The sequence below is a fragment of the Kitasatospora sp. NPDC048545 genome (assembly GCF_040651155.1).
Taxonomy (GTDB): domain Bacteria; phylum Actinomycetota; class Actinomycetes; order Streptomycetales; family Streptomycetaceae; genus Kitasatospora.
Map to the genome: position 1 here is coordinate 157190 of NZ_JBEZIQ010000010.1, position 25182 is coordinate 182371.

The following is a 25182-nucleotide window of genomic DNA, read 5'->3' on the forward strand; positions in this document are numbered from 1 at the left end:
CCCGCATGGTCAACGCAGCGGTCACCGGTCCGGCCAAGGACCGTCCCCGGGTGCTCTCCGGCATCCAGCCCACCTCCGGCTCGTTCCACCTCGGCAACTACCTGGGCGCCGTGCGCCAGTGGGTCGACCTGCAGAAGGAGAACGACGCCTTCTACATGGTCGTCGACCTGCACGCGATCACGGTGCCGCAGGACCCGGCGACGCTGCGCGAGAACACCCGGGTCTCCACCGCCCAGCTGCTCGGCGCGGGCCTGGACCCGGACCACTGCACGCTCTTCGTCCAGTCGCACGTGCCCGAACACGCACAGCTGGCCTGGGTGATGAACTGCCTCACCGGCTTCGGCGAGGCCTCCCGGATGACCCAGTTCAAGGACAAGTCCTCCCGGTACGGCTCCGAGAGCACCACGGTCGGCCTGTTCACCTACCCGATCCTCCAGATCGCGGACATCCTGCTCTACCAGGCGGACGCCGTCCCGGTCGGCGAGGACCAGCGCCAGCACGTCGAGATCACCCGCGACATCGCCGAGCGCTTCAACACCCGCTACAGCCCGACCTTCACCGTGCCGAAGCCGTACATCCTCAAGGAGACGGCGAAGATTCAGGACCTCCAGGACCCGGCCGTCAAGATGAGCAAGTCGGCCTCCTCGCCCAAGGGCCTGGTGAGCCTGCTGGACGACCCGAAGGTCAGCGCCAAGAAGTTCAAGAGCGCCGTCACCGACACCGGCACCGTCGTGTCCTACGACGAGGAGGAGAAGCCGGGCGTCTCCAACCTGCTGCGCGTCCACTCCGCGCTCAGCGGCCAGTCGGTCGAGCAGCTGGTCGCGCACTTCGAGGGCAAGATGTACGGCGCCCTGAAGACCGAGCTGGCCGAGCTGTTCACCGAGTGGGTCACCCCCTTCCAGGAGCGCACCCGTACCTTCCTGGACGACCCGGCCGAGCTGGACCGGGTGCTGGCGATCGGCGCCGAGAAGGCCCGCGAGGTGGCCTCGGTGACGCTGGAGACGGTGTACGACCGGATCGGCTTCCTGCCGGCCGCCAAGCGGTGACTCCCCTCACACGCCTGCCCGGTGGCGGCGACCTCCCGGAGGTCGTCACCATCGGCGTGTCCGTGAGCGTCCCGGATCCGCACGGCACGGCGATCCAGGACACCCGGGCCGGGCTCGGCGATCCGCTGGCCCGGTCGATACCGACGCACGTCACCCTGCTACCGCCGACCGAGGTGCCGGCCGAGGCGCTGCCGAAGATCGAGGAGCACCTGGCGGCGGTCGCGGCCGCGCACCGGCCGTTCCGGATGCTGCTGCGCGGCAGCGGGACCTTCCGCCCGGTCTCCCCGGTGGTGTACGTCCGGGTCGAGGAGGGCGCGCAGGAGTGCCGGCTGCTGGAGGCGGACGTCCGGTCCGGCCCGCTGGCCCGCGAGCTGGCCTTCCCGTACCACCCGCACGTGACGGTCGCCCACGGCCTGCCGGAGGACGTGCTGGACCAGGCGTACGAGCAGGCGCGCGGCTTCCGGGCCGCCTTCGCGGTGCCGGGCTTCGGCCTCTCCCGGTTCGACGCGGACGAGGTCTGGCGGCCCTGGCGGAGCTACTCCTTCTCCTGAAGCCGGGGCCACTGCCCGGCCCTCAGGCCCCCGCCGTCCGGCCCGCCCGCCGGACCCCCGCCCCTCGACCCGGTCGACCCGGTCGATCCGGTCCGAGCATCCGGTCGACCACCCGGCGGGCCGCGCCGCCGTCGTCCAGCGCGCAGTGCGCGGCCCGGAAGCGCCGGTAGCGTTCGGCATAGCCGGGCGGCAACGCGGCTCCGCTGTCGGCGAGTTCGCGCAACGCCCGGAGCAGCCCGGTGGAGGTCGGCACCAGCGGGCCCGGGGCGTTCGGCTCGAAGTCGAAGTAGAAGCCGCGCAGGGTGTCGCGGTAGTGCTCCAGGTCGTAGGTGAAGAAGTACATCGGGCGGCCGGTGATCGCGAAGTCGAACATGATCGACGAGTAGTCGGTCACCAGCACGTCCGCGACCAGCAGCAGTTCCTGCGGGTCGGGGTAGTCGCCGCAGTCGTACCGGAAGCCGTCGCCGGTGCCCGGCAGGGGCTCGCGCACGTGCGCGTGCGGGCGGACCAGCAGCACGTGGTCCCGGCCGAGCAGCCGCCGGGCGTGGTCGAGGTCCAGCCGCAGGTCGAGCCGGAACCCGTCGCCGTCGTCGCGCCGCTGGTCCTCGCGCCAGGTCGGCGCGTACAGCACGATCCGCTTGCCGTCGGGGACGCCGAGCCGGCGGCGCACGGCCGCGGCGGTCCGCGCGTCGGGCCGGGCGAGCACGTCGTTGCGCGGGTAGCCGGACTCCATCACCTCGCCGGCGTAGCGGAAGGCGCGCCGCAGGATCGGGGTGGCGAAGGGGCTGGGGGAGAGCAGCAGGCTCCACTGCGGGGTCTCCCGGTCGAGGGCCTCCAGGTAGCCGTGGTCGGCCAGCCAGGGGTTCTCGACGTCATGGGCGATCCGCTTCAGCAGCGAGCCGTGCCAGGTCTGCACGACGACCTGGCCGGGGCGGCGTTCCAGGAAGTCCGGGAAGTGCGTGTTGCCGACGAGGTACCGGCAGGTGGCGAGCGCCCGGTACCACTCCGGGCTCCAGATCCGCACCGGGGCGACCCCGGACGGCACGTCGGCCTGGGCGTCGTCGACCACCCACAGGTGCTCCAACCGCGCGCCCCGGCGGACGAGTTCGGCGTGCACCGCGCGCGGGGAGTCGGCGTAGCCCCGGCCGCCGAACACGTCGTAGAGCACCGCCTCGCGCAGCGGTTCGCGGCGGGCGGCCGGGTAGCGCTCGGCGCGCTGGCGGCCCTGCGTCCAGGCGCTGCGCTCGGCGGCGTCGAGCACGGGGGTGGAGTCGACCAGCAGGGTGTCGTGCCAGCGGCGCTGCAGCAGGATCCGTTTGCCGCCGGCCGTGGCCGCGGCGGGGACGGTGGCGGGGACGACGGGCAGCGCGGCGGGGGCGGCGAGCAGCGGGCGGACCGGGCCCGGGCCGTCGGCCGGTTCCAGCGCGGCCTCCCAGATGCCCTTGCGCAGTGGCAGCGCGGTGCCGTCCGAGCCGGTGCGGGTGGCGGGCACCCGGGCCAGGAAGCGGCCGTCCGGGCCGGTCTCGACCGGGGTGCGGACCTCGCTCGCGGTGCCGGAATGCCGCAGCACCAGCTCCAGCCGGTCCGCGGCCGGGGCCGGGCAGTGGCCGGACAGCTCGAAGCCGTCGGGCCGCACCGCGATCCGGTCGACCAGGCCGGCCGCGGGCTGGACGCAGAACTGGAGGCGGCCGTCGGCGAGGTGCTTGAGGTAGAGCACCCGGCCCGGCGCGCCGGGCAGCGGGTGCTGGCCGGCCACCGGGCCGGCGCGCTCGTCGAGGCAGAGCCGCTCGGTGCCGCCGTCGGGGCGCAGCAGTACGGCGTCCCAGTGCTCCAGTCCGCCGCCGCCGCGGCCGTCGGCGGTGAACGGCGGGTACGGCAGGTGGGTGGTGAAGGTGTCACCGCCACGGGTGAGGGGCCGCTCGACCACGGCGTCGCTCTGCCGATGGCACAGCCGCAGGACGGTGCCGGCGGGGCAGCGGTCGGCGACGCCGCTCAGGTCGAGGCCGGCCGGGGTGCGGGCGGCCCGGGTGACCCGGACGGCCGGGCGTTCCAGCCGCAGCCGCAGCCGGCCGTCCTCGAAGTACGGCTGGAGGCGGACGTCGTGGTCCACCCAGCGGGTCGGCGGGTACTCGCCGGAGCCGCACCAGTGCGGGGCGAGGGAGCCGTACTGGCGGCGCAGCCGGGTGGCGCGGGGGCGGGTGAAGAGGGTGGTCTCGATCCGCCAGTCGCCGAGCAGCCACCGGCCGTCGCGGCGCAGCCGGCTCGGTCGCAGCAGCACGGTGAAGCCGGACCAGTCGTGGTTGTGCTCGGGCTGGGCGCTGTCGTCGGTGACCTCGGGCATCCTGCGGGGTCTGGAGCGCAGGTGCAGCGGGGGTTCGGCGTCGTCCTCGTGGCGCAGCGTCAGCCAGGTCCAGGCGGAGCCGGGGCGGCCGGTGTCCAGGCCCTGCGGGCGGGCGAAGCCGGTGAGCTCCAGGCCGCGGCCGTGCCAGCGGGCGCGCAGCAGTCCGAACACCACGTCCAGGTCCGCCGCGGGGAGGCGCGCGGGCACCCGGGGGGCGGCGTGCGGCAGGACGAACCGTGTGAGCACAGGCATGGCGACAGGAGCCCTTCGGAATGGAAATTCACATCCCATCCAGAAATTACCGCCGGGGTCAACTGCACGCTTTTTCGAATTCGCCTGGGAATTCATTTTCCGGAACGCCGGTTCGGAAATTGTTCTGGTGTTCGAGAATTTCCGTCCCGGGGCGCCCGGAAAGGCGAAGGCGCCCGACACCGGTGGTGTCGGGCGCCTCCCGGGCCGTTCGCGGCGGTTACTCCGTGCGGAGCATCGCGTCGACCACCCGGGCCGCCGCCTTGCCGTCGTCCAGGTCGCAGTACTTCTCGCGGAACGCGGCGGCCTTGTCCGCGTACTCGGCCGCGACCTCGTCCACCCGGCCGAGCGCGCTGACCAGCTCCTCGGAGGTGGCCAGCAGCGGGCCGGGCACCTCCGCCTCGAAGTCCAGGCTGAAACCGCGCAGGTTGTCGCGGTAGTGCTCCAGGTCGTGGGTGAAGAAGAGCATCGGCTTGCCCGTCGACGCGAAGTCGAACGCGCTCGACGAGTAGTCGGTCACCAGCACGTCGGCGATCAGCAGCAGCTCAGCCATGTCGGGGTAGCTGCCGACGTCCCAGATGTAGCCGTTGCCGGCGCCCGGGATCTGGCCGCACATCATGGTGTGCCGACGCACCAGCAGCACCTGGTCGTCGCCGAGCGCGGCCTTGGCCGCCGCGGTGTCGATCCGCAGGTCGATCTGGTAGCCGCCCTGCGGCCGGCGCCGGTCCTCACGCCAGGTCGGCGCGTAGAGCACGACCTTCTTGCCCTCGGGCAGGCCGAGCCGCTCCCGGACCCGCTCGGCGGTCTTCTCCCGGTCGGCCGCGAACAGCAGGTCGTTGCGGGGCGAACCGCTCTCCAGGATCTCGCCCTTGAAGTCGAAGGCGCGCCGCAGCACCGGGGCCGACCAGCTGTTGCCGGCCACCAGCAGGCTCCAGTTCGGGACCTCCCGGGCCAGGCCCTTGAGGTAGTTGGAGTCGGTGAACCAGACCTTCTCGAAGTCGAAGCCGACCTGCTTCAGCGGGCTGCCGCGCCAGGTCTGCACCACCACCTGGCCGGGACGGCGGACGAAGAAGTCGGGCAGGTGGGTGCTGGTCACGATGTACTTGGCGGTGGCCAGCGCCTCGAACCACTCCGGGCTCCAGAGCCGGACCGCCGTCGCGCTCTGCGGCAGCTCGACCTGCATGTCGTCGCTGCCCCACAGGTGCTCCAGGGACAGGCCGCGGCGGACCAGCTCCTCGTGGACGGCCCGCGGCGAGTCGGCGTACATGCTGCCGTTGCCGGCGTTGTACAGCACCGTGTCGCGCACCGGCAGGCGGCGGGCGGCCGGGTAGTCGACGCTGCGCAGCTGGCGCTGGCGGTAGCCGGAGCGCTCCTCGGGCAGCAGCGCCGCGTGCGACTCCAGCGACAGGCCGTCGTGGTAGCGGCGCTCCAGCACGATGCGCTTGCCGCGGGACTCCACCTCCAGCGGCAGCGCGTCGAAGCAGCCCGGGGTGACCTGCGCGGAGGCGTCGGACAGCTTCTCGACCGGCGCGCCGACCTGGCGGAAGTAGACGTCCCAGGTGCCCTTGGCGAACGGCACCCGGCCGGCGAAGGAGGCCGTCGGCACGGCGGGCAGCGCGGTGCGGAACCGGCCGTCCGAGATCTCCACCGGGTAGACGTGCTCCTCCTCGCGCCAGTGGTGACGGACCACCAGCTCCCAGAGGTGCGCGCCGGGCAGCGGGAACGAGCCGCTGAGCAGGAAGCCGTCGGCGCCGCGCGCCGACACCTCGTCCACCAGCGGCTGCAGCAGCTGGTCGGAGAACTGCAGGTAGCCGCCGGGGGAGGGCTTGGAGTAGAGCGCCCGGCGCAGGCCGGCCGGGGCCTGCGGGTTCAGCGGCAGGTGCAGCTGCTCGGGCGCGTTGCGCTCGTCCCAGGCCACCGGGACGACGCTGCCGTCGGCCAGCAGCAGCGCGGTGTCCCAGCGGTCGCGGGCGCGCTCGGCGGCCACCGGGTCCAGCTCGGACCAGGCCTCGCGGACGGCGGTCAGCTCGTCGACCGCGAAGGAGGCGGTGAAGGGCTGCAGCGAGCCGACCGGCGCACCCAGCTCCACCGGGACGGTGACCTCGCGGTCCGACTCGGCGTGGGTGAGCTGCAGCCGGGCCCCGGCGAAGCTCGCGCCGGAGCGGGCCGCGCCCGAGACCTCCACCCGGCCGGCGTGCGCGGCCAGGCCGGTCACCCGGGCCTTGACCGTCTCCACCCGCAGGTAGACGAAGTTGTCGCGGACCCACGGCACGATCCGCACGTCCGGCTCGACCCAGTGCGACGGGACGTACTGCGCGGTGTCGCTCCAGCCGGCCGAGATCCGGCCCTTGTACACCCCGCCCTTGCCCGCGCCGGCCACCAGGAAGCGCCAGTGCCCGTCCTTCCACTGACCGCGGTGCTTGAGCTTCTTCGGGTCGAGCGAGACGGTGAAGCCGGACCAGTCGCAGCTGTACAGGTCGTGGTTGCAGCTGGCCGTGGCCTCGGGGCTGTACGTGGTCTTCATCGGAACCGCGATCACCCGGCGGCCCTTGGTCTCGCGCAGCACCAGCGTGCGGACCATGTCGTGCTTGTTGGCCGCGCCCAGCTGCTCCGGGTACGCGTGCCCGGTCAGCTGCAGCTTGCCGCCCACCCAGGCGCTCTCGTACAGCCGGCTGCGCATGACCAGCGAGTTGTCCAGCTTGAGCACGCCGGCCGGCACGCTCTTGCGCCCGCCGCGCAGGAACGGGTAGTCGGCGTACGGGCGCAGCAGACCGCGGGCCTGGACACCGCCGCCGCTCTCGCCCTCGTACTTGATCTGGTCGACCAGCTCGTCCACCCGGCCCGCCAGGGTCAGGTGGTACTTCAGCCGCAGCGGCGCGCGCAGCTTGCGGACCTGCTCGGGGCCGATCGACCGGAGCAGCCGGCTGACGTGCTGGACGTAGGCGGCCCGGTACTCCTTGTCGCCGTCCACGACGGACCAGAAGAACATCGGGATCTCCTCGACGAGGGTGTTCTCGTCGTAGGAGCGCAGGTACTGGGCGAAGCGCGGCTCGGTCTGCTTCTTCAGCCAGCCGCGGACCAGCTCGACCGAGGCGACGCGGTCGATCAGGCCCTTCGGGTTGGTGCGCATCTGCGTGATCGACATCTCGCCGACCTCGCGCTCGCGCCAGTGGTAGATCGGCTCGGAGAGCACGTCCACGCTCGTGGCCAGGTAGTGGTGCGGCACGCTGACCGGCGCGTCCTCGTACAGGATGCCCTCGGGGTAGAGCAGGTCGGCCGCGTCGAAGAAGGACCGGCGGTACACCTTGTTCCACGCGGTGCGGTCGGTGACCAGCGCCGGGATCTCGGTGATGTGGGTCTTGAGCCTGGTCTCCTTGAACGGCTTCACGTGGCCGCCCGACTGGTAGTAGCCCACGGCGCGGAAGCGCAGCACGTTGCCGGTGCAGAAGTCCGAGCCGGTCTCGTCCAGCGTGTTGATCATCAGCTCGTACGCGCTCGGCGGCATCGAGTCGTCGCTGTCCACGAAGCACAGGAACTCGGCGTCCGGGTCGATGTGCCGGATCCCGGTGTTGCGGGCCGCGCCGAGGCCCTTGTTCACCTGGCGGACCAGCCGGAAGCGCGAGTCCTTGGCCGCGTACGCCTCGGCGAGCGCCGCGCTGTCGTCCTTCGAACCGTCGTCGACCATGACGCACTCGAAGTCCGTGAAGGTCTGGGCCGCGATCGAGTCGAGGCACTCGACGAGATAACGCTCGACGTTGTAGATCGGAACGACGATGGAGAGGCGGGGAGCCATCGGCTACGCAGGCCTTTCTGGGAAGGAGCGAGGCAGCCCGCTGGGGGCCTGACCGCATTTCGAACGGTGCGTACGTGCGACCCGATCCTACCTCCGGGACCGGGGCCGCCCCCGGGGCCACTACGCTGGGGCGCGTGCCCCGCTTCAGCCTCATCGTCCCCGTGTACAAGGTCCAGGACTACCTCACCGAGTGCCTCGACTCGGTCCTCGGCCAGGACGGCCCGGACCTCGAACTGATCGCGGTGGACGACCGCTCCCCGGACGGCTGCGGCGCCCTGCTGGACGAGGCGGCCGCCGCCGACCCCCGGGTCCGGGTGCTGCACCTGCCGGAGAACGTCGGCCTCGGCCGGGCCCGCAACGCCGGCCTGGACGTCGCCACCGGGGACTACGTCCTCTTCCTCGACAGCGACGACACCCTCACCCCCGGCCTGCTCAAGGCGATCGACGAGCGGCTCGCCGCCACCGGCGACCCCGACGTCCTGGTCTACGACTACGCCCGCACCTACGCCGACGGCCGGATCACCCGGGCCGCCTCCGCGCACGTCTTCGGCGCCGCCTCCCCGGACGTCTTCGACCTCGACGCCCGCCCCGACCTCCTCGACCTGCTCCAGGTCGTCTGGAACAAGGCCTACCGCCGCGACTTCGTCACCGAGCAGCGGCTGGTCTTCCCGGCCGGCTACTACGAGGACACCCCCTGGACCTACCCGGCGCTGCTCGCCGCGGGCCGGATCACCCTGCTCGACCGGGTCGGCGTGCACTACCGCCAGCGCCAGGAGGGCGGCAACATCCTGGCCACCGCCAGCCGCAAGCACTTCGACGTCTTCGCCCAGTACGACCTGGTCTTCGACTTCCTCGACCGCCGCCCCGACCTCGACCGCTGGCGCCCGGTCGTCTACGGCCGGATGCTGCACCACCTCAACACCGTGGTCTCCAAGCCCGGCCGGGTCCTCTCCGGCGACCGGCGCGAGTACTTTCGCCGCGCCGCCGCGCACTGCGCCCGACTGCGCCCGGCCGGCTACCGCCCGCCCGCCGGCGTCGACGGCATGCGCACCGAACTGCTCGGCCACGGCCGCTACGGCGCCTACCAAGCCGTCCGCGCCCTCGCGAAGGCCCGCCGGATCGTCAAGCGGTAGGGCCCCCGGTCTTCCGCTCCGGGTACCGCGCCTGACGGCCATTCGGGGGACGGCCCGGTATAACCGGTCGGGTGGACTTCCTGACCCGCCTTCCGGTCATCGGCCCGCTCGTCACCCGGGCGCTGCGCAGCCGCCCGTACCGGGTGTACGAGTACTTCTCCGCCGCCCGCGGCAACCGGCTGGCCGGAGCCGTCACCTTCTTCGGCTTCCTGGCCCTGTTCCCGCTGCTCACGGTCGGCCTGGCGATCGCCGTCGCGACACTCAGCGACAGCCGGGTGCACGACCTGCAGGAGCGCATCTCCGAACAGCTGCCGGGCATCTCGGACGCGCTGGACCTGCCGTCGCTGGTGGCCAGCGCGGGCACGGTCGGACTGGTCAGCGGGGCGCTGCTGCTGCTCTCCGGCCTCGGCTGGGTGGACACCATGCGCACCTCGATCCGGGACGTGTGGCAGCTGCCCGACGAGGAGGGCAACCCGGTGCTGCGCAAGGTCTGGGACGTCGTGGTGCTGGGCGGGCTCGGCCTGGTGTCGCTGCTGTCGCTCGCCGCCTCCGCGGCCGGGACGACCCTGGCCGGGCGGATCGCCGACGCGATCGGCCTCGGCAGCGGCTACCTGCTCACCGGGGTCGGCGTGCTGATCGCCATAGGGTGCGACATGCTGCTGTTCGCCTACCTGCTGGCGCCCTTCCCCGGGATCATCGGCCAGCGCCGCCGGGACGTCCTGGTCGGCGCGCTGATCGGCGCGGTCGGCTTCGAAATGCTGAAGGTCCTGCTCGCCTCCTACCTCGGCTCCGTCGCCGGGCGGAGCCTGTACGGGGCGTTCGCCACACCGGTCGCGCTGCTGCTGTGGATCAACGTCGTCTGCCGGCTGCTGATGTACTGCGTGGCCTGGACCGCCACGGCCGACCCGGCGGCCGCCCGGGAACGGACCAGGGCGCACGGTCGGGCCCTGCTGGAGGCGGCCGACCAGGCCGAGGCCCGGGCCGAGGACGAGGCCGGGACGGAGCCCCGGGAGTCCGCGGCGGGCCCGGAGCGGAGCGCGGCGAAGGCCGCCGAGAACGGCGAGGCCCGGCCCCGCGACTGAGGCCGGGCCCACCCGTCGGGCGGTCGGTCAGCCCGCCGAGCGGCGCCGCCGCAGGACCAGTGCGCCGTACCCGGCCCCGGCCCCGGCCAGCACGACGACCGACCAGCCGACGAGGCCGAAGCCGTCGTTCCCGGCGGGCGCGGGCGCCGCGGCCGGCCCGGTGACGGCCGGGGAGGGGTGCGGCGGCGGCGCGGGCATGCCCGCCGTGCCGCCGGCCTGGCCGGTCGGCTCGGCCCCGGCCGCCGGGAGCTCGTCGACCAGCTTGCCGACCGGCTGGACCTTGCCCGCCGCGGCGAAGCCCCAGTCGAGCAGGGCGGCCGTCTCGTCGTACACCTTCTGGTAGCTCGCCGGGTGCATCACCGTCACCAGCAGGGTGCGCCCGTCGCGCTCGGCGGCCCCGACGAACGTCGAACCGGCGTTGGTCGTGGTGCCGTTCTTCACCCCGATCAGCCCGGGGTACTTGCCCAGCAGCCGGTCGGTGTTGGCGATCCCGAAGCTGCCGCGCTGACCGGTGTTCTTGTCGACCGCGCCCGGGAACATCGCGTCCCGGGTCGCGCAGTAGCTCCGGAAGTCCGCGTTGCGCAGGCCGGCCCGGGCGAACAGCGACAGGTCGTAGGCCGAGGAGACCTGGCCGTCCATGTCGTAGCCGTCCGGGGAGACCACCCGGGTGTCCCTCGCCTGCAGGGCCTCGGCGCGCGCCTGCATCTCGGCGACAGTCTGCTGGACGCCGCCGTTCATGTGCGACAGGACGTGCACGGCGTCGTTGCCCGAGCTCAGGAACACCCCGCGCCACAGGTCCTCGACCCGGTACTCCAGGTTCTCCTTGATGCCGACCAGACTGCTGCCGGCTCCGATCCCCTGGATCTCCTCGTCGGCGACCTTGTGCACCGCGTTGCGGTCGAACTTCGGCAGCACGGTGTCCGCGAAGAGGATCTTCAGCGTGCTCGCCGGCGGCAGTTTGAGGTGCGGGTTGTAGGACGCCAGCACCTCGCCCGACACCGCGTCGGACACTATCCAGGACTGGCCGGTGAGATCGCCCGGCAGCGCCGGGGCCCCCGGCAACGGGGCGAACTGGACCCCCGGGCTCCCGAGCCGGTCACCACCGACCGCGGACGGGGGCGGCTGCTGCGGGGCCGCGACCGCCACCGGGGCGACGAGCAGGACCGGGAGGGCCGCGGTGACCGCGGCGCACAGGCGCGCGAACGTGTGACGGGGAGTGGGCACCAGCAGACCGTACCCATTCCGGGCCCCCCGCGTCCGCCGCGCCGGGCCCGTCCTCCGCAGGAGGGGCCCGCCGTACGCCGATCGGCGGCCCGCGCATACTGGGGACGCACACCGCCTTCACACCCCCGTCGAGGACCACCCATGAAGCTCAGCCGCCGCACCTCCTGGTTCCTGACCGCCTTCGGCGTCTGGTCGATGATCATCTGGACCACCTTCGTCAAGAACCTGTGGAAGGACTCCGGCGGTCAGGCGTTCACCAACGGCGACCACTCCCAGCCCACCGCCTTCTTCTGGATCCACCTCCTCCTCGCCGTCACCTCCTTCGTCCTCGGCGTCGCCGTCGGCACCATCGGCCTCCGCGGCCTGCGCGCCACCCGCCGCGCACCGGCCACCGACTGAAAATCCCCGTTGCCGCTGTCAGTCCCCACTGGCAGGATCTCCACCGCTCGTGCACGTATCGAAAGATCTGCAGACAAAGGGGTGGGGACTTCTGATGGCGCACACGTACCTGCGCAGGCTCGGCGGGGTGGCCGCGGCGACCGTGGCCGCGGGCCTGCTCGCCGTGCCGACGGCGGCCGTGGCCGACGACACCGCCCCGGCCGTCCTGGGGACGGAACAGGGCGGCGAGAACCGGACCATTGCCTGCGACGCGACGACCGCTCCGCTCCGGAGCGGACGGACGGCGGCCGGCCCGACGCTCAAGGCCAAGGTCACCGGTGCCGGTGCCCGGTTCGGCGTCTGGGACGAGACGACGGGAGCCCAGGCCCCGGTGTACACCGGTGAGGCCCAGGCCTACGCCCAGCAGGCCTCCGTCAAGGTCCCCGGCCTGCTGGACGGCCACAGCTACGCCTGGCACGCCTGGGCCCTGCAGGGCACGCAGGTCTCCGCCCCGTCGGCGGACTGCCACTTCTCGGTGGACACCACGTCGCCGACCGCCACGGTCTCCTCGACCGACTTCCCGGCGAGCGGCAAGGCCACCAAGTACGCGGGACAGAAGGGGACGTTCGTCATCAGGACGGCCGACCCCGCTCCGGCCGGTGGGACGGCCTCCGGTGTCGCCTGCGTCCGGTACGGCTTCGACTACCTCGGTGTGGGCGGTTGCGACTCGCCGAACGCCGTCAAGCCCGGCGCCGACGGCACCGTGACGCTCGACCTCAAGGTCCTGAACTGGGGCTCCAACGACCTCAAGGTCCAGGTGCTGGACGACGCGGGCAACCTCGGCCAGGCGTCCTACTCCTTCTACGCCCCCTCGAACCCGAACCCGCCGAGCACCCTCGGCGACGTCGACGGGGACGGCACCGCGGACATCCTGCTGCCGGACGCCCAGGGCAACCTGCAGTACATCGGCGTCAACTCCGTCGACACCACGCCTGCTTCGACCGTCCGGGCGGTCGCCGCTCCGGACCGCACGAGCTGGGCCTCGTACCAGGTGGCGCACCGGGGCTGGTCGAACGACCACGCGCCGTCCGCGGACGACCTGTTCATCCACAAGCCCGGCCAGGGCTACCTGTACCTGCACCGGAACGTCGACTACGGCTCGATCGGTCAGGCACTGACCGGCGCCGTCCGTTCGACCGAGTGCGTGGACGACACCGGTGCCGACGCCGCCTGCCCCGCCGACTTCGCCAAGGACTGGTCCAAGGCCGACCAGCTGGTCGCGTTCGGTCCCGTCGACGGGGGCACCGAGCCCTCGCTGGTGACCCTGGAGGGCGGCAACCTCTGGCTGCACGCCGGAGGCGACTTCGCCTACGGCTGGCAGAAGGCCCGCAAGCTCACCGCCTCCGGTGCCTGGGGCGGCTACGACCTGATCGCCCCCGGCCCGGACGCGGCCGGCAACCTCGCCCTGTGGGCGCGTGACCGGGCCACCGGCGAGCTGCACGCCCACCCGGTCCCGAAGCGGGCCGACGGCACCCTGGACTTCTCCGCCCTCGCCGACCCCGCGGCGAACGTGGTCGCGACCGGCTTCACCACCGACGCCTACCCGACGCTCGGCAGCTCGGGCGACGGGGACGGGGACGGCAAGCCGGACCTGTGGGCCGTCACCGCGGACCGGCACCTGGTGACGTTCAGCGGCTGGTCGGCCCCGAAGGACCTCGGCGCGCTGCGCTAGGAAACGGCGCAGGCCCCGCCCGATCCGGGGATCGGGCGGGGCCTGCGCCGTTGTCAGGCGGGGATCAGAAGCGGCGGGTGACGAGCGCCCGCTTCACTTCCTGGATCGCCTTGGTGACCTCGATGCCACGCGGGCAGGCCTCGGAGCAGTTGAAGGTGGTGCGGCAACGCCACACGCCCTCACGGTCGTTGAGGATCTCCAGGCGCTGCTCGGCACCCTCGTCGCGCGAGTCGAAGATGAAGCGGTGCGCGTTGACGATGGCGGCCGGGCCGAAGTACTGGCCGTCGTTCCAGAACACCGGGCAGGACGACGTGCACGCGGCGCACAGGATGCACTTGGTGGTGTCGTCGAAGCGCTCGCGGTCCTCGGCGGACTGCAGGCGCTCGCGGGTCGGCTCGTTCCCCTTGGTGATGAGGAACGGCATGACGTCCTTGTACGCCTGGAAGAACGGGTCCATGTCCACGACCAGGTCCTTGAGGACCGTGAGGCCCTTGATGGCCTCGATCGTGATCGGCTTCTCCGGGTTGACGTCCTTGATCAGGGTCTTGCACGCCAGCCGGTTGCGGCCGTTGATCCGCATGGCGTCGGAGCCGCAGATGCCGTGGGCGCAGGAACGGCGGTAGGTGAGGGTGCCGTCCTGCTCCCACTTGATCTTGTTGAGCGCGTCGAGGATGCGCTCCTTGGGGTCCATCGTCAGCTGGTAGTCGACCCACACCGGGTCCGGGTGCTCCTCCGGGTTGAACCGGCGGATCCGGAAGGTGACGGTGATCGGCTGGACGGCGCCGGCTTCGACCGCGTCCAGAGCGGCCGAGTGCGTCTCCACGGTCGGAGTGCTCATCAGTACTTACGCTCCATCGGCTGGTAGCGGGTCGTGACGACCGGCTTGTAGTCGAGGCGGATGGAGGTGCTGCCGTCGGCGGCGACCTCCTGGTACGCCATGGTGTGCTGCATGAACTTCACGTCGTCACGGGTCGGGAAGTCCTCGCGGTAGTGGCCGCCGCGGGACTCCTCGCGGGCCAGCGCGGAGACGGCCAGCACCTCGGCCAGGTCGAGCAGGTTGCCCAGCTCGACGGCCTCCAGCAGGTCCGTGTTGTAGCGGAAGCCCTTGTCCTGGATGGAGACGTTCTTGTAGCGCTCCTTCAGCGCGGCGATGTCCTCGACCGCCTGCTTCAGGGTGGCGCCGGTGCGGTACACCATGGCGTTGGTGTCCATGCTCTCCTGCAGCTCCTTGCGGATCTGCCCCACGGACTCGGTGCCGGTGCCCTCGCGCAGGCCGTCGACCAGGGCCTGGACCTTCTCAGCCGGGTTCTCGGGCAGCTCGACGAACTCGTGCGAGGTGGCGTAGTCGGCGGCGGCGATGCCCGCGCGACGGCCGAACACGTTGATGTCGAGCAGCGAGTTGGTGCCGAGGCGGTTGGCGCCGTGCACGGACACGCAGGCGACCTCGCCGGCCGCGTACAGGCCCGGGACGATGTCGGTGTTGTTGCGCAGGACCTCACCCTCGACGTTGGTCGGGATGCCGCCCATGGCGTAGTGCGCGGTGGGCTGGATCGGGATCGGGTCCGTGTAGGGCTCGATGCCGAGGTAGGTGCGCGCGAACTCGGTGATGTCCGGGAGCTTGGCGTCCAGCTGCTCCGGCGGCAGGTGGGTCAGGTCGAGGTAGACGTGGTCGCCGTCGGGGCCGCAGCCGCGGCCTTCGCGGATCTCGGTGTAGATCGCGCGGGAGCACACGTCACGGGACGCGAGGTCCTTCATGACCGGGGCGTAGCGCTCCATGAAGCGCTCGCCGTCCTTGTTGCGGAGGATGCCGCCCTCGCCGCGGGCGCCCTCGGTGAGCAGGATGCCCATGCGCCAGATGCCCGTCGGGTGGAACTGGAAGAACTCCATGTCCTCCAGCGGCAGGCCGCGGCGGTACACCAGGGCCTGGCCGTCACCGGTGAGGGTGTGGGCGTTGGAGGAGACCTTGAAGAACTTGCCGGTGCCGCCGGAGGCGAAGACGACCGACTTGGCCTGGAAGACGTGGATCTCGCCGGTGGCCAGCTCGTAGGCGACGACGCCGGCCGTCTGGCCGTCGTTGATCAGCAGGTCGAGGACGTAGAACTCGTTGAAGAACTCGACGCCGTGCTTGACGCAGTTCTGGAACAGCGTCTGCAGGATCATGTGGCCGGTGCGGTCGGCCGCGTAGCACGAGCGGCGGACCGGGGCCTCGCCGTGGTTGCGGGAGTGGCCGCCGAAGCGGCGCTGGTCGATCCGGCCCTGCTCGGTGCGGGAGAAGGGGAGGCCCATCTTCTCCAGGTCGAGGACGGCGTCGATGGCCTCCTTGCACATGATCTCGGCGGCGTCCTGGTCGACCAGGTAGTCACCGCCCTTGACCGTGTCGAAGGTGTGCCACTCCCAGTTGTCCTCCTCGACGTTGGCGAGGGCGGCGCACATGCCGCCCTGGGCAGCGCCGGTGTGGGACCGGGTCGGGTAGAGCTTGGTCAGGACGGCGGTGCGGCTGCGCTGCGTGGACTCGATGGCCGCACGCATGCCGGCGCCGCCGGCGCCGACGATGACGGTGTCGTACTGGTGAATCTGCATGGGGGGTTAACTCGCCTCTGGCCTCTGCCGATGGTCGATGGTGCTCGCGGCTCAGATGTTGGGGTCGAAGGTGAAGATCACCAGGGTGCCGAGCAGCACGGTGAAGACCGTGGCGGTACCCATGAGTCCCTTGAGCCAGAGCCGGGTCGAGTCCTTCTCGGCGTAGTCGTTGATGACCTGACGCATGCCGTTGGCGCCGTGCAGCATGGCGAGCCACAGCATCAGCAGGTCCCAGCCCTGCCAGAACGGCGAGGCCCAACGGCCGGCCACGAAGGCGAAGCCGATCTTGGAGACGCCACCGTCGAGCAGCAGCATGATGATCAGGTGGCCGAGGATCAGCACGACCAGGACGACACCGGACAGGCGCATGAAGAGCCAGGCCAGCATCTCGAAGTTGGTGCGGGTGCGGCGCGGGGTCTTCTTGGTCCGCTGACGCGGCGGCTCGATGACGAACGCGTCGGCCGGGTTGCCGGTGCCGAGGCCCTTGCCGGTGTGCGCCTGCTTGGAGGGCACCACGATGGCGTCGGAGTATTCCGTGGACATGTCTCAGCTCACTTCCCGAACCAGGAGATCAGCGTGTGCTGCAGGATCCCGTAGAAGGAGCCGGCCATCAGCACGACCCAGACGCCGACCACGGTCCAGAGCATCTGCTTCTGGTACTTCGGGCCCTTGGACCAGAAGTCCACCGCGACAACGCGCAGGCCGTTCAGGGCGTGGAACAGGATGGCGGCCACCAGGCCGTACTCCATCAGGTTCACAAGGGGAGTCTTGTACGTCTGGATGACGGTGTCGTAGGACTCCGGCGACACTCGCACGAGAGCGGTGTCCAGGACGTGGGCGAACAGGAAGAAGAAGATGAGGACGCCGGTGACTCGATGAGCCACCCAGCTCCACATGCCTTCCCGGCCGCGGTACAGCGTTCCAGCCGGCACGGAAAAACCCTCCGGAAGCGATTGGGGGCTCGGCCGGCTTCGGTGTCGGTCAGCCCGGCCAGGTACGGTCCACCGGCCGCGAGCATCCTATCGACGCCTTCTCCCGTGCCGCCTCCGGGGGCCCCAGGTGTGATCAATCAGGCACTTCTGGCCTAGTGCGGCGGGAACCGGGGCGCAATTCGACACCCGGGGTGACCGCGTGGTCGCGCCCCGCACCCGAGGGGTGCGGGGCGCGGGGTCCGGATTCATCCGTACGGGTGGATCACCCGCACGGATGAGGGGCACGCGGGGGCCGGTTCAGCGCGCTCCGGCCTCCGAAGGGGTGGCGACCAGGTGCTCCAGGCGGGTGAGGGCGATCCGGCGGAGTTCGTCCGCCGCGATCAGCCGCTCCTCGTCCGGGTCGTTGGCCAGGCGGGTGCGGATGGAGGAGAGCACGGTGTCGAGCATCTCCTCCGGGGCGACGCGCTCCAGGCAGACCACGAAGACGTGGCCGAACCGGGCCTCGTACGCGGCGTGCGCCGCCCGCAGGGCGGTGTGCGCGGCCTGGCTGCCGGGGGCCCGCATGCCGAGCAGCGGCTGCGGCATCCAGCTCTCGTCGGCCAGGGCCTCGGCGAGGTCGGCCGGGCGGAGGTCGTAGGAGGCCTCGCTGGCGGCGGCCAGCAGGGACTCTATGTCGGGGTAGGGCCGGTGCGCGGTGAGCCGCAGGGCCCAGCGGTGGCTGCCGCAGCAGGCCAGCAGGGCCTCCTCGGCGGCGCCGGCGTCGGCCTCGTTGAAGCGGTGCAACCCGAGGAGGGTCGGCTCTGTTGTGACGTCGAGCCGCTGTGACGGGATGTCGCTGGCCAGCGGGTCCTCCTCGTGAGGGCGGGAAGGTGCCGGTGAAGGGTGGGGTGGTGGGGCAGGTGAAGTATGGGGCTGCGGAGCGGCGCTCGGCGCCGGTCGGGCAGCGTCTCCAAGGTAGTTGAGCAGTCATCAGTTGGGGAGGGCGCACGCCGAATTCATCCGGACGAGCTATCAAGTTGTGACGTTGACACCTTCGTGTCATCGCCCTCGTCATTTCCCCCTGCCGTCCGCCGGGCGCCGCCCGCCGCCGCCCGACGGCGTGGCCGCCTCAGGTGCAGCGGGTGCCGGCGGCCGGCACGGTGCCCTCGGTCAGGTAGGCCTCCAGGGCCCGGTCGATGCAGGTGTTGCCCTTGCCGAAGGCGCCGTGGCCCTCGCCGACCCGGGTGAGCAGGGTGGCACTGGCGAAGCCCTTGGCCAGGGACTCGGCCGAGGCGTACGGGGTGGCCGGGTCGCCGGTGGAGCCGACCACCAGGATCGGGGCGCTGCCCTCGGCCCGGACGGTGTGCGGCTTCTCCTGCGTCTTGAACGGCCAGTAGGCGCAGCCGGGCTCGCTGTAGTCGTCCACCGTGACGCCCTTGGACAGCAGCGGCGCCTCGGCGAGCAGCCGGTCCACGGCGGCCTTGGCGTGTTCGGGCGTGGGCGCGGGTCGGGCGGCGTCGGCGCAGCTGATCGCACCGTTGGACTCCTCCATCGGGCTGTAGTGGCCGTTCTCGTCGCGGCCGTTGTACTCGTCGGCGAAGGCGAGCAGGAGGTCGCCGCGCTTCATCGTCATCGCCATGCCGAGCCCGGCCCGCAGGTACTTCCAGGAGGTCTTCTCGTCGCCGTAGAGCATCTGGATGGTGCCGGTCCAGGCCAGGTCGCGGCCGAGCTTGCGGCCGTCCTTGGTGCCGAGCGGGCCGTCGTGCAGGCCGTCCAGGAAGTCGGCGGCCTTCTTGGCGGCCGTGTCCTTGTCCTTGCCGAGCGGGCAGTCCTCGGGGTGGTTCCCGACGCAGTCGGCGGCGAAGCGCTCGAAGGACTTCTCGAAGCCGACCTGCTGGTCGACGCCGTGGTCCAGGGTGTCCTGGGCGGGGTCGACGGCCCCGTCGAGGACGAGCCGGCCGGTGTTGCGCGGGAACTCCTCGGCGTAGAGCGCGCCGAGGTAGGTGCCGTAGGAGATGCCCAGGTAGTTGAGCTTCTCGTCGCCGGCGACGGCGCGCAGCACGTCCAGGTCGCGGGCGGTGTTGCGGGTGCCGACGAAGGGCAGCAGCCTGCCGGACTTGGCCTGGCAGGCGGCGGCGTGGTCGGTGGACTGCTTGATGTGCGCGGCCTTGCGCTCGGCCGGGTCCAGCGGGTCGTCCTGCTGCTCGGCGGCGTCGTGCTGCTTGTCGTCGTAGCAGACGACCGGGGCGCTGTCGCCGGTGCCGCGGGGGTCGAAGCCGACCACGTCGAAGCGGTTGTGCAGGGCTCCGGTGAAGTCCTTGGCGCCGTACTTGACCATCTCGACGCCGGAGCCGCCCGGGCCCCCCGGGTTGACCATCAGCGAGCCGATCCGCTGGTCCGGCTTGGCGGCCGGGTACTTGATCAGGGCGAGGTCGATCGCATCGGCGGCGGGGTGGGCGTAGTCGAGCGGGACGTGTAGCCGGCCGCACTTCAGGCCGCTGATGTCGATCCTGGCCTTCTCGGCCTGGGGGTCGGCCGGGCAGTCCGCCCAGGTGATCTGCTGGCCGTAGAAGGGCTTGAGGGCCGGGTCGGCCTGGCCGGCGGGTGCGGAGGCGCCGGCCGTCGCGGCGGTGGCCGCGGGGTTCGCGGCGGCGGGTGCGGAGGTGCCGGCGGCCCGGTCCCCGGCAGGCTTGGCGGTGTCGTCGCAGGCCGTGGTGAGGAGGAGGGTGCCCGCCGCCACGGCGGTCAGCAGGAATCGTGGGCGGGCGGCCCGGAAGGTTCTCATCGCACGTGTGTACCACTGGGTGGTGACGTGTTCGATCTTGGCCCCCGGGCCGCCCGCGCCGGGGCTCAGCCCCGGTGGACCTTGTGGTTGGCGGCCTGCGCCCGGGGGCGGACCACCAGCAGGTCGATGTTCACGTGCGGGGGCCTGGTGACCGCCCAGGCCACGGTGTCCGCGACGTCCTCCGAGGTCAGCGGCTCGGCCACGCCCGCGTACACGGCGGCGGCCTTCTCCTCGTCGCCGCGGAAGCGGGTGATCGCGAAGCCCTCGGACTTCACCATCCCGGGCGCGATCTCGATCACCCGGATCGGCTCCCCGCACAGCTCCAGCCGCAGCGTGGCCGCGATGGTGTGCGCGGCGTGCTTGGCGGCGACGTACCCGCCGCCGCCCTCGTACGCGGCCAGGGCGGCGGTCGAGGAGAGCACCAGGACCGTGCCGTCGCCGGTGGCCCGCAGAGCGGGCAGCAGCGCCTGCGTCATGTGCAGCACGCCGAGCACGTTCACCTCGTACATGGCCCGCCAGTCGGCCGGGTCGCCGTGCTCGACCGTCTCGGCGCCGATCGCGCCGCCGGCGTTGTTCACCAGGACGTCCACCCGGCCGATCTCGGCGGCGAAGGCGTCCACGGCGGCCCGGTCGGTGACGTCCAGCGGGTACGCCCGGCCGCCGACCTCCTTGGCCAGCGCCTCGATCCGGTCGGCGCGGCGGGCGGTCAGCACCACGTCGTAGCCCTCGGCGGAAAGCCGGCGGGCGGTCGCCGCGCCGATTCCGCTGCTGGCACCGGTGACCACGGCCACCTTCTGCTCGGTCATTGCCACTCCCTGGGGGCTCATCGGTCGTTCACCCGATCATCTCAACCGCGTCGGAGCCCCGGCGGACCGGTCGCGCCCTACATTGCGAGGACCAGTGCCGGCCGACCTCCGGAGGGACCCATGCCAGCCGATCCGCGCCGCGCAGAGCCGGGCCGCCCCCCGGAACGGGCCCGGCTCTCCGAGTCGGGCCTCCCGATCGAGCCGCTGTACGGCCCCGGGGCGCTGGCCGGCTGGGACCCGGCGACCCGCCTGGGCCGGCCGGGGGAGTACCCCTACACCCGGGGGGTGTACCCGACCATGTACACCGGGCGGCCCTGGACGATGCGCCAGTACGCGGGCTTCGGCACCGCCGCCGAGTCCAACGCCCGCTACCGGCAGCTGATCGCCGGCGGCGGCACCGGCCTGTCGGTCGCCTTCGACCTGCCCACCCAGATGGGCTACGACTCGGACGCCCCGCTCGCGGCCGGGGAAGTCGGCAAGGTGGGCGTGGCGGTGGACAGCGTCGAGGACATGGCGGTGCTCCTCGACGGCATCCCGCTCGGCGAGGTGTCCACCTCGATGACCATCAACGCGCCCGCCGCCCTGCTCCTGCTCCTCTACCAACTGGTCGGGGAGGCCCAGGGCGTGGCGTCGACGGCGCTCACCGGAACGGTCCAGAACGACGTCCTGAAGGAGTACATCGCCCGCGGCACCTACATCTTCCCGCCGCAGCCCTCGCTGCGGCTGGTCGCCGACCTGTTCCGGTACTGCCGGGCCGAGGTCCCGCGCTGGAACACCATCTCCATCTCCGGCTACCACATGGCCGAGGCCGGGGCCGGTCCCGCGCAGGAGATCGCCTTCACACTGGCCAACGGCATCGCCTACGTCCGCACCGCGATCGCCGCCGGGATGGCCGTGGACGACTTCGCACCCCGGCTCTCGTTCTTCTTCGTGGCCCGGACGACCCTTCTGGAGGAAGTCGCCAAATTCCGTGCCGCGCGCAGGATCTGGTCCAGAATCATGCGTGACGACTTCGGTGCGCGGGATCCGCGCTCGCAGATGCTGCGCTTCCACACCCAGACCGCGGGGGTGCAGCTCACGGCCCAGCAGCCCGAGGTCAACCTGGCCCGGGTCACGGTGCAGGCGCTCGCCGCGGTGTTCGGCGGCACCCAGTCGCTGCACACGAACAGCTACGACGAGGCGATCGCGCTGCCCACCGAGAAGGCGGCCCGGCTCGCCCTGCGCACCCAGCAGGTGCTCGCCCACGAGACCGACCTGACCGCCACCGTCGACCCGTTCGCCGGGTCGTACGCCGTCGAGTCGCTCACCGACGACGTGGAGGCCGCCGCGTTGGCGCTGATGGCCCGGATCGAGGACCGGGGCGGCGCGGTGGCCGCGATCGAACAGGGCTTCCAGAAGGGCGAGATCGAGCGCACCGCCTACCGCCTCCAGCAGGAGACGGACTCCGGCGAGCGGACCGTGGTCGGCGTCAACCGCTTCCGGTCGGACGCGGAGGAGCCCTACCAGCCGCTGCGGGTGGACCCGGCCCTCGAACGGCAGCAGGCCGGGCGGCTGGCCCGGCTGCGGTCCGAGCGCTCGTCCGGCGCCGTCACCCGGGCGCTGGACGGGTTGCGCCGCACCGCCGAGGGGCCGGGGAACGTGCTGTACCCGATGAAGGAGGCGCTGGCCGCCCGGGCCACGGTGGGCGAGGTGTGCGACGCGCTCAGGGAGGCGTGGGGGACGTACGCTCCGGTGGAGCGCTTCTGAGCACCCACTGAACGGCCGTCAACATCCCGGTGCCATCGGCGAAGTGACGGCCGTGACCGTCGGCGCGGGGGATCGTTGCACAGGGCAAGCAACCCGGGGAAGGCGGCTGAAACGAGATGTCATACCCACCTGTCCGGCCGGTATGCGCCCATCCGGGGACTAATTTTCCGAAAGTCGGGCCAAATCCCCCCAACAGGCCTATGATTGGGGAGATGAACCGTCCTGAGCCCGCTCAGCCGGGCGCCACTCTCGCGGCCGCACGCCCCTCCGTCGAACTGCGCGACCGGGTCGAGGCGCTGGAGCCCGAGCTGATCGCCTTCCGCCGTGACCTGCACCGGCATCCGGAGCTGGGCCGCCAGGAGTTCCGCACCACCGGGTTGCTGCGCGACCGGCTGGTGGCGGCCGGCCTCGAACCCCGGGTGCTGCCCGGCGGCACCGGACTGCTCGTCGACATCGTCCCGGCCGGCACCGCCCCGGGCGCCGAGTTCCTGGCCTTCCGCGCCGACATCGACGCGCTGCCGATCGACGACGCCAAGACCGACGTGCCGTACCGCTCGACCGTCCCCGGCCGGGCCCACGCCTGCGGTCACGACGTGCACACCTCGGTGGTGCTCGGCACCGGTCTGGTGCTGGCCGAGGCCGCCCGCACCGGCGAGCTGCGCCGCCCGGTCCGGCTGGTCTTCCAGCCGGCCGAGGAGGTCATGCCGGGCGGTGCGCTGGACGTGATCAAGGCCGGCGGGATGGACGGCGTCGGCCGGATCTTCGCGGTGCACTGCGACCCGAAGGTGGAGGTCGGCCGGATCGCCCTGCGCGCCGGGGCGATCACCTCGGCCTGCGACCGCCTGGTACTGCACCTGGACGGCCCCGGAGGGCACACCGCCCGTCCGCACCTGACCACCGACCTGGTGACCGCGGTGGCCAGGATGGCCGCCGACCTGCCCGGCGCGCTGGCCCGCCGGATGGACCCGCGCTGGGGCGTCAGCCTGGTCTGGGGTCGGATCGCCGCCGGCTCCGCGCCCAACGTCATCCCGCAGCACGCCGAGCTGGAGGGCACCGTCCGCTGCCTGGAGCTGGACGGCTGGCGCGAGGCGCCGGACCTGCTGCACGAGCTGATCGCCAAGCTCGCCGAGACCTACCGGGCCAAGTGGACGCTGGATTACCACCGCGGGGTGCCGCCGGTGGTCAACGAGGCGGTCTCGGTCGCGCTGCTGGACGAGGTCATGAACGCCCGGTTCGGCCGGGACGGCCGGCAGGTGGTGGAGGGCACCGAGCAGAGCCTCGGCGGCGAGGACTTCTCCTGGTACCTGGAACACGCCCCGGGCGCGCTGGCCCGGCTGGGCGTCCGCGCTCCCGGTGACACCACCGTCCGCGACCTGCACCAGGGGCGGTTCGACGTGGACGAACGGGCGATCGGCATCGGTGCCGAGCTCTTCGCGGCGCTGGCCCTGGGGGCGGACGGCGACTGAGGGCGCGGCCCGCGGGTCGGATGGCCGACCGTGGGCGGATCGTCGGGATCCGGGGTTCGGGTGGCGGTTCCGTAAACTGGGCCGCACCAACCTCGTACCACCGTCCGTGTGGGGGGAAAGAGCCTCGGGACGGGTGTCAGACCACGGTTTGATAACAACCCGAATGCTCTGGCACCCCGTAACACAACCGTGTTCTACGCGCGTTACGGTGGCGTCCGACCACGCCAAACGGTTGCGTGTCAGAAGGAGATACTCCCTTGCGCCGTTCAATGAAGCTCGCCGCGGTTGTGCTCTCGGGTTCCCTGGGCATGGCCTCGCTCGCCGCTTGCGGCGCAAAGAGCACCGACAGCACCTCTTCCTCCGCCTCGGGCGACGGTTCGCTCAAGGTCGGCATGGCCTACGACATCGGTGGCCGCGGCGACCAGTCGTTCAACGACTCCGCCGCGCGCGGTCTCGACAAGGCCAAGTCCGAGCTGGGTGCCTCCGTGACCGAGGCCGAGGCCAAGTCCGGCGAGGCCGAGGCCGACAAGGAGACCCGCCTCAAGAACCTGGTCGACGCCGGCTACAAGACCATCATCGCGGTCGGCTTCGTGTACCAGCCGGCGGTCAACAAGATCGCCAAGGACAACCCGAACGTCAAGTTCGCGATCATCGACTCGAACGACAAGGACCAGCCGTCCAACGTCACCTCGCTGCTCTTCGCCGAGCAGGAGGGTTCGTACCTGGCCGGTGTCGCCGCCGCGAACAAGTCGAAGGCCAAGCACGTCGGCTTCATCGGCGGTGTGCAGTCCGAGCTGATCAAGAAGTTCGAGGCCGGTTACAAGGCGGGTGTGAAGTCCGTCGACCCGAACATCGTCGTCGAGACCACCTACCTGACCACCCCGCCGGACTTCACCGGCTTCAACTCGCCCGACAAGGGCAAGGAAGCCGCGCAGGGCCAGCTCGACAAGGGCGCGGACATCATCTACACCGCCGCCGGTTCCTCCGGCAACGGTGCCATCGAGGCCGTCGCCAACAAGCAGGGCGCCCTGGCCATCGGTGTCGACTCCGACCAGGCCAGCCAGCCGGCCCTGGCGAAGTACAAGAACAGCATCATGACCTCGATGGTCAAGAACGTCGACAACGCGGTCTTCGCGTACATCGACTCGGTCAAGAAGGGCAACGCCTTCACCGGCGTCAAGCTCTTCGACCTGAAGGCCGACGGCGTCTCGCTCGCCACCACCGGTGGCAAGATCGACGACATCCAGCCGCAGCTGAAGGCCGCCGCCGACGCCATCAAGAGCGGTGCCACCACCATCCCGACCGCGCCGACCCAGTAAGGTCCGCGCGTCCCGGACGTGACAACGCCTGCCGCCTGCC

Annotated in this window: 19 protein-coding genes; 9 read left to right on the plus strand and 10 right to left on the minus strand. The window is 71.8% G+C overall.

Annotated elements, in window-relative coordinates; translation table 11 throughout:
- Positions 1-5: 5 nt before the first annotated feature.
- A complete protein-coding gene (gene trpS / locus AB0D10_RS12685) occupies positions 6-1046 on the plus strand; it encodes a tryptophan--tRNA ligase (RefSeq protein ID WP_360254779.1) in 1041 nt (346 codons plus the stop codon).
- Positions 1047-1108: 62 nt separating this feature from the next.
- Complete coding sequence (locus AB0D10_RS12690) at positions 1109-1597, plus strand: 2'-5' RNA ligase family protein (protein ID WP_360254781.1); 489 nt, start codon at positions 1109-1111, stop codon at positions 1595-1597.
- 22 nt (positions 1598-1619) lie between these two features.
- Here AB0D10_RS12690 and AB0D10_RS12695 read toward each other — a convergent pair whose 3' ends face one another.
- Both AB0D10_RS12695 and AB0D10_RS12700 read right to left on the minus strand, forming a co-directional pair.
- Positions 1620-4190: a CDP-glycerol glycerophosphotransferase family protein gene (locus AB0D10_RS12695; RefSeq protein ID WP_360254783.1), complete on the minus strand. Its 2571-nt coding sequence runs from the start codon at positions 4188-4190 to the stop codon at positions 1620-1622.
- Positions 4191-4407: 217 nt separating this feature from the next.
- Positions 4408-7980 carry a CDP-glycerol glycerophosphotransferase family protein gene (locus AB0D10_RS12700; protein WP_360254785.1) on the minus strand — a complete coding sequence of 1191 codons (3573 nt, stop codon included), beginning with the start codon at positions 7978-7980 and terminating at the stop codon, positions 4408-4410.
- A 134-nt stretch (positions 7981-8114) separates the two neighbouring features.
- Here AB0D10_RS12700 and AB0D10_RS12705 point away from each other — a divergent pair, with 134 nt between their 5' ends.
- Positions 8115-9113 carry a glycosyltransferase gene (locus AB0D10_RS12705; protein WP_360254787.1) on the plus strand — a complete coding sequence of 333 codons (999 nt, stop codon included), beginning with the start codon at positions 8115-8117 and terminating at the stop codon, positions 9111-9113.
- Between the two features lie 71 nt (positions 9114-9184).
- Complete coding sequence (locus AB0D10_RS12710) at positions 9185-10195, plus strand: YhjD/YihY/BrkB family envelope integrity protein (RefSeq protein WP_360254789.1); 1011 nt, start codon at positions 9185-9187, stop codon at positions 10193-10195.
- Positions 10196-10222: 27 nt separating this feature from the next.
- On the opposite strand, the gene AB0D10_RS12715 is transcribed toward AB0D10_RS12710, so the two are convergent.
- On the minus strand, positions 10223-11356 hold the full coding sequence (locus AB0D10_RS12715) for a serine hydrolase (protein WP_360254841.1): 1134 nt from the start codon (positions 11354-11356) through the stop codon (positions 10223-10225).
- Positions 11357-11560: 204 nt separating this feature from the next.
- Between AB0D10_RS12715 and AB0D10_RS12720 the strand changes: the two genes are divergently transcribed.
- Positions 11561-11818, plus strand: coding sequence for a hypothetical protein (locus AB0D10_RS12720; RefSeq protein WP_360254791.1), 258 nt, complete (start codon positions 11561-11563; stop codon positions 11816-11818).
- Between the two features lie 94 nt (positions 11819-11912).
- Positions 11913-13529, plus strand: a complete 1617-nt coding sequence (locus AB0D10_RS12725) for a hypothetical protein (RefSeq protein WP_360254793.1) — start codon at positions 11913-11915, stop codon at positions 13527-13529.
- A gap of 64 nt (positions 13530-13593) precedes the next feature.
- Here the strand turns inward: AB0D10_RS12725 and AB0D10_RS12730 are convergent, their stop codons facing one another.
- From AB0D10_RS12730 to AB0D10_RS12760, 7 genes are all read right to left on the minus strand, one after another.
- A complete protein-coding gene (locus tag AB0D10_RS12730) occupies positions 13594-14367 on the minus strand; it encodes a succinate dehydrogenase iron-sulfur subunit (RefSeq protein WP_360254795.1) in 774 nt (257 codons plus the stop codon).
- Positions 14367-16109 (minus strand): succinate dehydrogenase flavoprotein subunit, encoded by a 1743-nt coding sequence (gene sdhA / locus AB0D10_RS12735; RefSeq protein WP_360254797.1) that lies wholly within the window; start codon positions 16107-16109, stop codon positions 14367-14369. Before sdhA ends, AB0D10_RS12730 begins: the two co-directional genes overlap by 1 nt.
- Before the next feature lie 51 nt (positions 16110-16160).
- Complete coding sequence (sdhD, locus tag AB0D10_RS12740) at positions 16161-16652, minus strand: succinate dehydrogenase, hydrophobic membrane anchor protein (protein WP_360254798.1); 492 nt, start codon at positions 16650-16652, stop codon at positions 16161-16163.
- Between the two features lie 8 nt (positions 16653-16660).
- On the minus strand, positions 16661-17041 hold the full coding sequence (sdhC, locus tag AB0D10_RS12745) for a succinate dehydrogenase, cytochrome b556 subunit (protein WP_033332398.1): 381 nt from the start codon (positions 17039-17041) through the stop codon (positions 16661-16663).
- A 297-nt stretch (positions 17042-17338) separates the two neighbouring features.
- A complete protein-coding gene (locus AB0D10_RS12750) occupies positions 17339-17824 on the minus strand; it encodes a 2-oxo-4-hydroxy-4-carboxy-5-ureidoimidazoline decarboxylase (RefSeq protein ID WP_360254799.1) in 486 nt (161 codons plus the stop codon).
- Between the two features lie 325 nt (positions 17825-18149).
- Positions 18150-19805, minus strand: coding sequence for an alpha/beta hydrolase (locus AB0D10_RS12755; RefSeq protein WP_360254800.1), 1656 nt, complete (start codon positions 19803-19805; stop codon positions 18150-18152).
- 65 nt (positions 19806-19870) lie between these two features.
- Complete coding sequence (locus AB0D10_RS12760) at positions 19871-20611, minus strand: SDR family oxidoreductase (RefSeq protein WP_360254802.1); 741 nt, start codon at positions 20609-20611, stop codon at positions 19871-19873.
- A 120-nt stretch (positions 20612-20731) separates the two neighbouring features.
- Here AB0D10_RS12760 and AB0D10_RS12765 point away from each other — a divergent pair, with 120 nt between their 5' ends.
- The 3 genes from AB0D10_RS12765 (at position 20732) to AB0D10_RS12775 (ending at position 25142) form a co-directional block, all read left to right on the plus strand.
- Positions 20732-22357 (plus strand): methylmalonyl-CoA mutase family protein, encoded by a 1626-nt coding sequence (locus AB0D10_RS12765; protein WP_360254804.1) that lies wholly within the window; start codon positions 20732-20734, stop codon positions 22355-22357.
- A 212-nt stretch (positions 22358-22569) separates the two neighbouring features.
- Positions 22570-23823, plus strand: coding sequence for an amidohydrolase (locus AB0D10_RS12770; RefSeq protein ID WP_360254806.1), 1254 nt, complete (start codon positions 22570-22572; stop codon positions 23821-23823).
- A gap of 257 nt (positions 23824-24080) precedes the next feature.
- Positions 24081-25142 (plus strand): BMP family ABC transporter substrate-binding protein, encoded by a 1062-nt coding sequence (locus AB0D10_RS12775; protein ID WP_360254807.1) that lies wholly within the window; start codon positions 24081-24083, stop codon positions 25140-25142.
- The last annotated feature ends 40 nt before the right edge of the window (positions 25143-25182 follow it).

Bases quoted from the DNA above. Each gene is read 5' to 3' on its own strand.
- AB0D10_RS12730 (WP_360254795.1), bottom strand. From the start codon at position 14,367: ATGAGCACTCCGACCGTGGAGACGCACTCGGCCGCTCTGGACGCGGTC.
- trpS (WP_360254779.1), top strand. From the start codon at position 6: ATGGTCAACGCAGCGGTCACCGGTCCGGCCAAGGACCGTCCCCGGGTG.
- AB0D10_RS12760 (WP_360254802.1), bottom strand. From the start codon at position 20,611: ATGACCGAGCAGAAGGTGGCCGTGGTCACCGGTGCCAGCAGCGGAATC.
- AB0D10_RS12770 (WP_360254806.1), top strand. From the start codon at position 22,570: ATGAACCGTCCTGAGCCCGCTCAGCCGGGCGCCACTCTCGCGGCCGCA.
- AB0D10_RS12755 (WP_360254800.1), bottom strand. From the start codon at position 19,805: ATGAGAACCTTCCGGGCCGCCCGCCCACGATTCCTGCTGACCGCCGTG.
- sdhA (WP_360254797.1), bottom strand. From the start codon at position 16,109: ATGCAGATTCACCAGTACGACACCGTCATCGTCGGCGCCGGCGGCGCC.
- AB0D10_RS12725 (WP_360254793.1), top strand. From the start codon at position 11,913: ATGGCGCACACGTACCTGCGCAGGCTCGGCGGGGTGGCCGCGGCGACC.
- AB0D10_RS12695 (WP_360254783.1), bottom strand. From the start codon at position 4,190: ATGCCTGTGCTCACACGGTTCGTCCTGCCGCACGCCGCCCCCCGGGTG.
- AB0D10_RS12700 (WP_360254785.1), bottom strand. From the start codon at position 7,980: ATGGCTCCCCGCCTCTCCATCGTCGTTCCGATCTACAACGTCGAGCGT.
- AB0D10_RS12720 (WP_360254791.1), top strand. From the start codon at position 11,561: ATGAAGCTCAGCCGCCGCACCTCCTGGTTCCTGACCGCCTTCGGCGTC.
- AB0D10_RS12765 (WP_360254804.1), top strand. From the start codon at position 20,732: ATGCCAGCCGATCCGCGCCGCGCAGAGCCGGGCCGCCCCCCGGAACGG.
- sdhD (WP_360254798.1), bottom strand. From the start codon at position 16,652: ATGTCCACGGAATACTCCGACGCCATCGTGGTGCCCTCCAAGCAGGCG.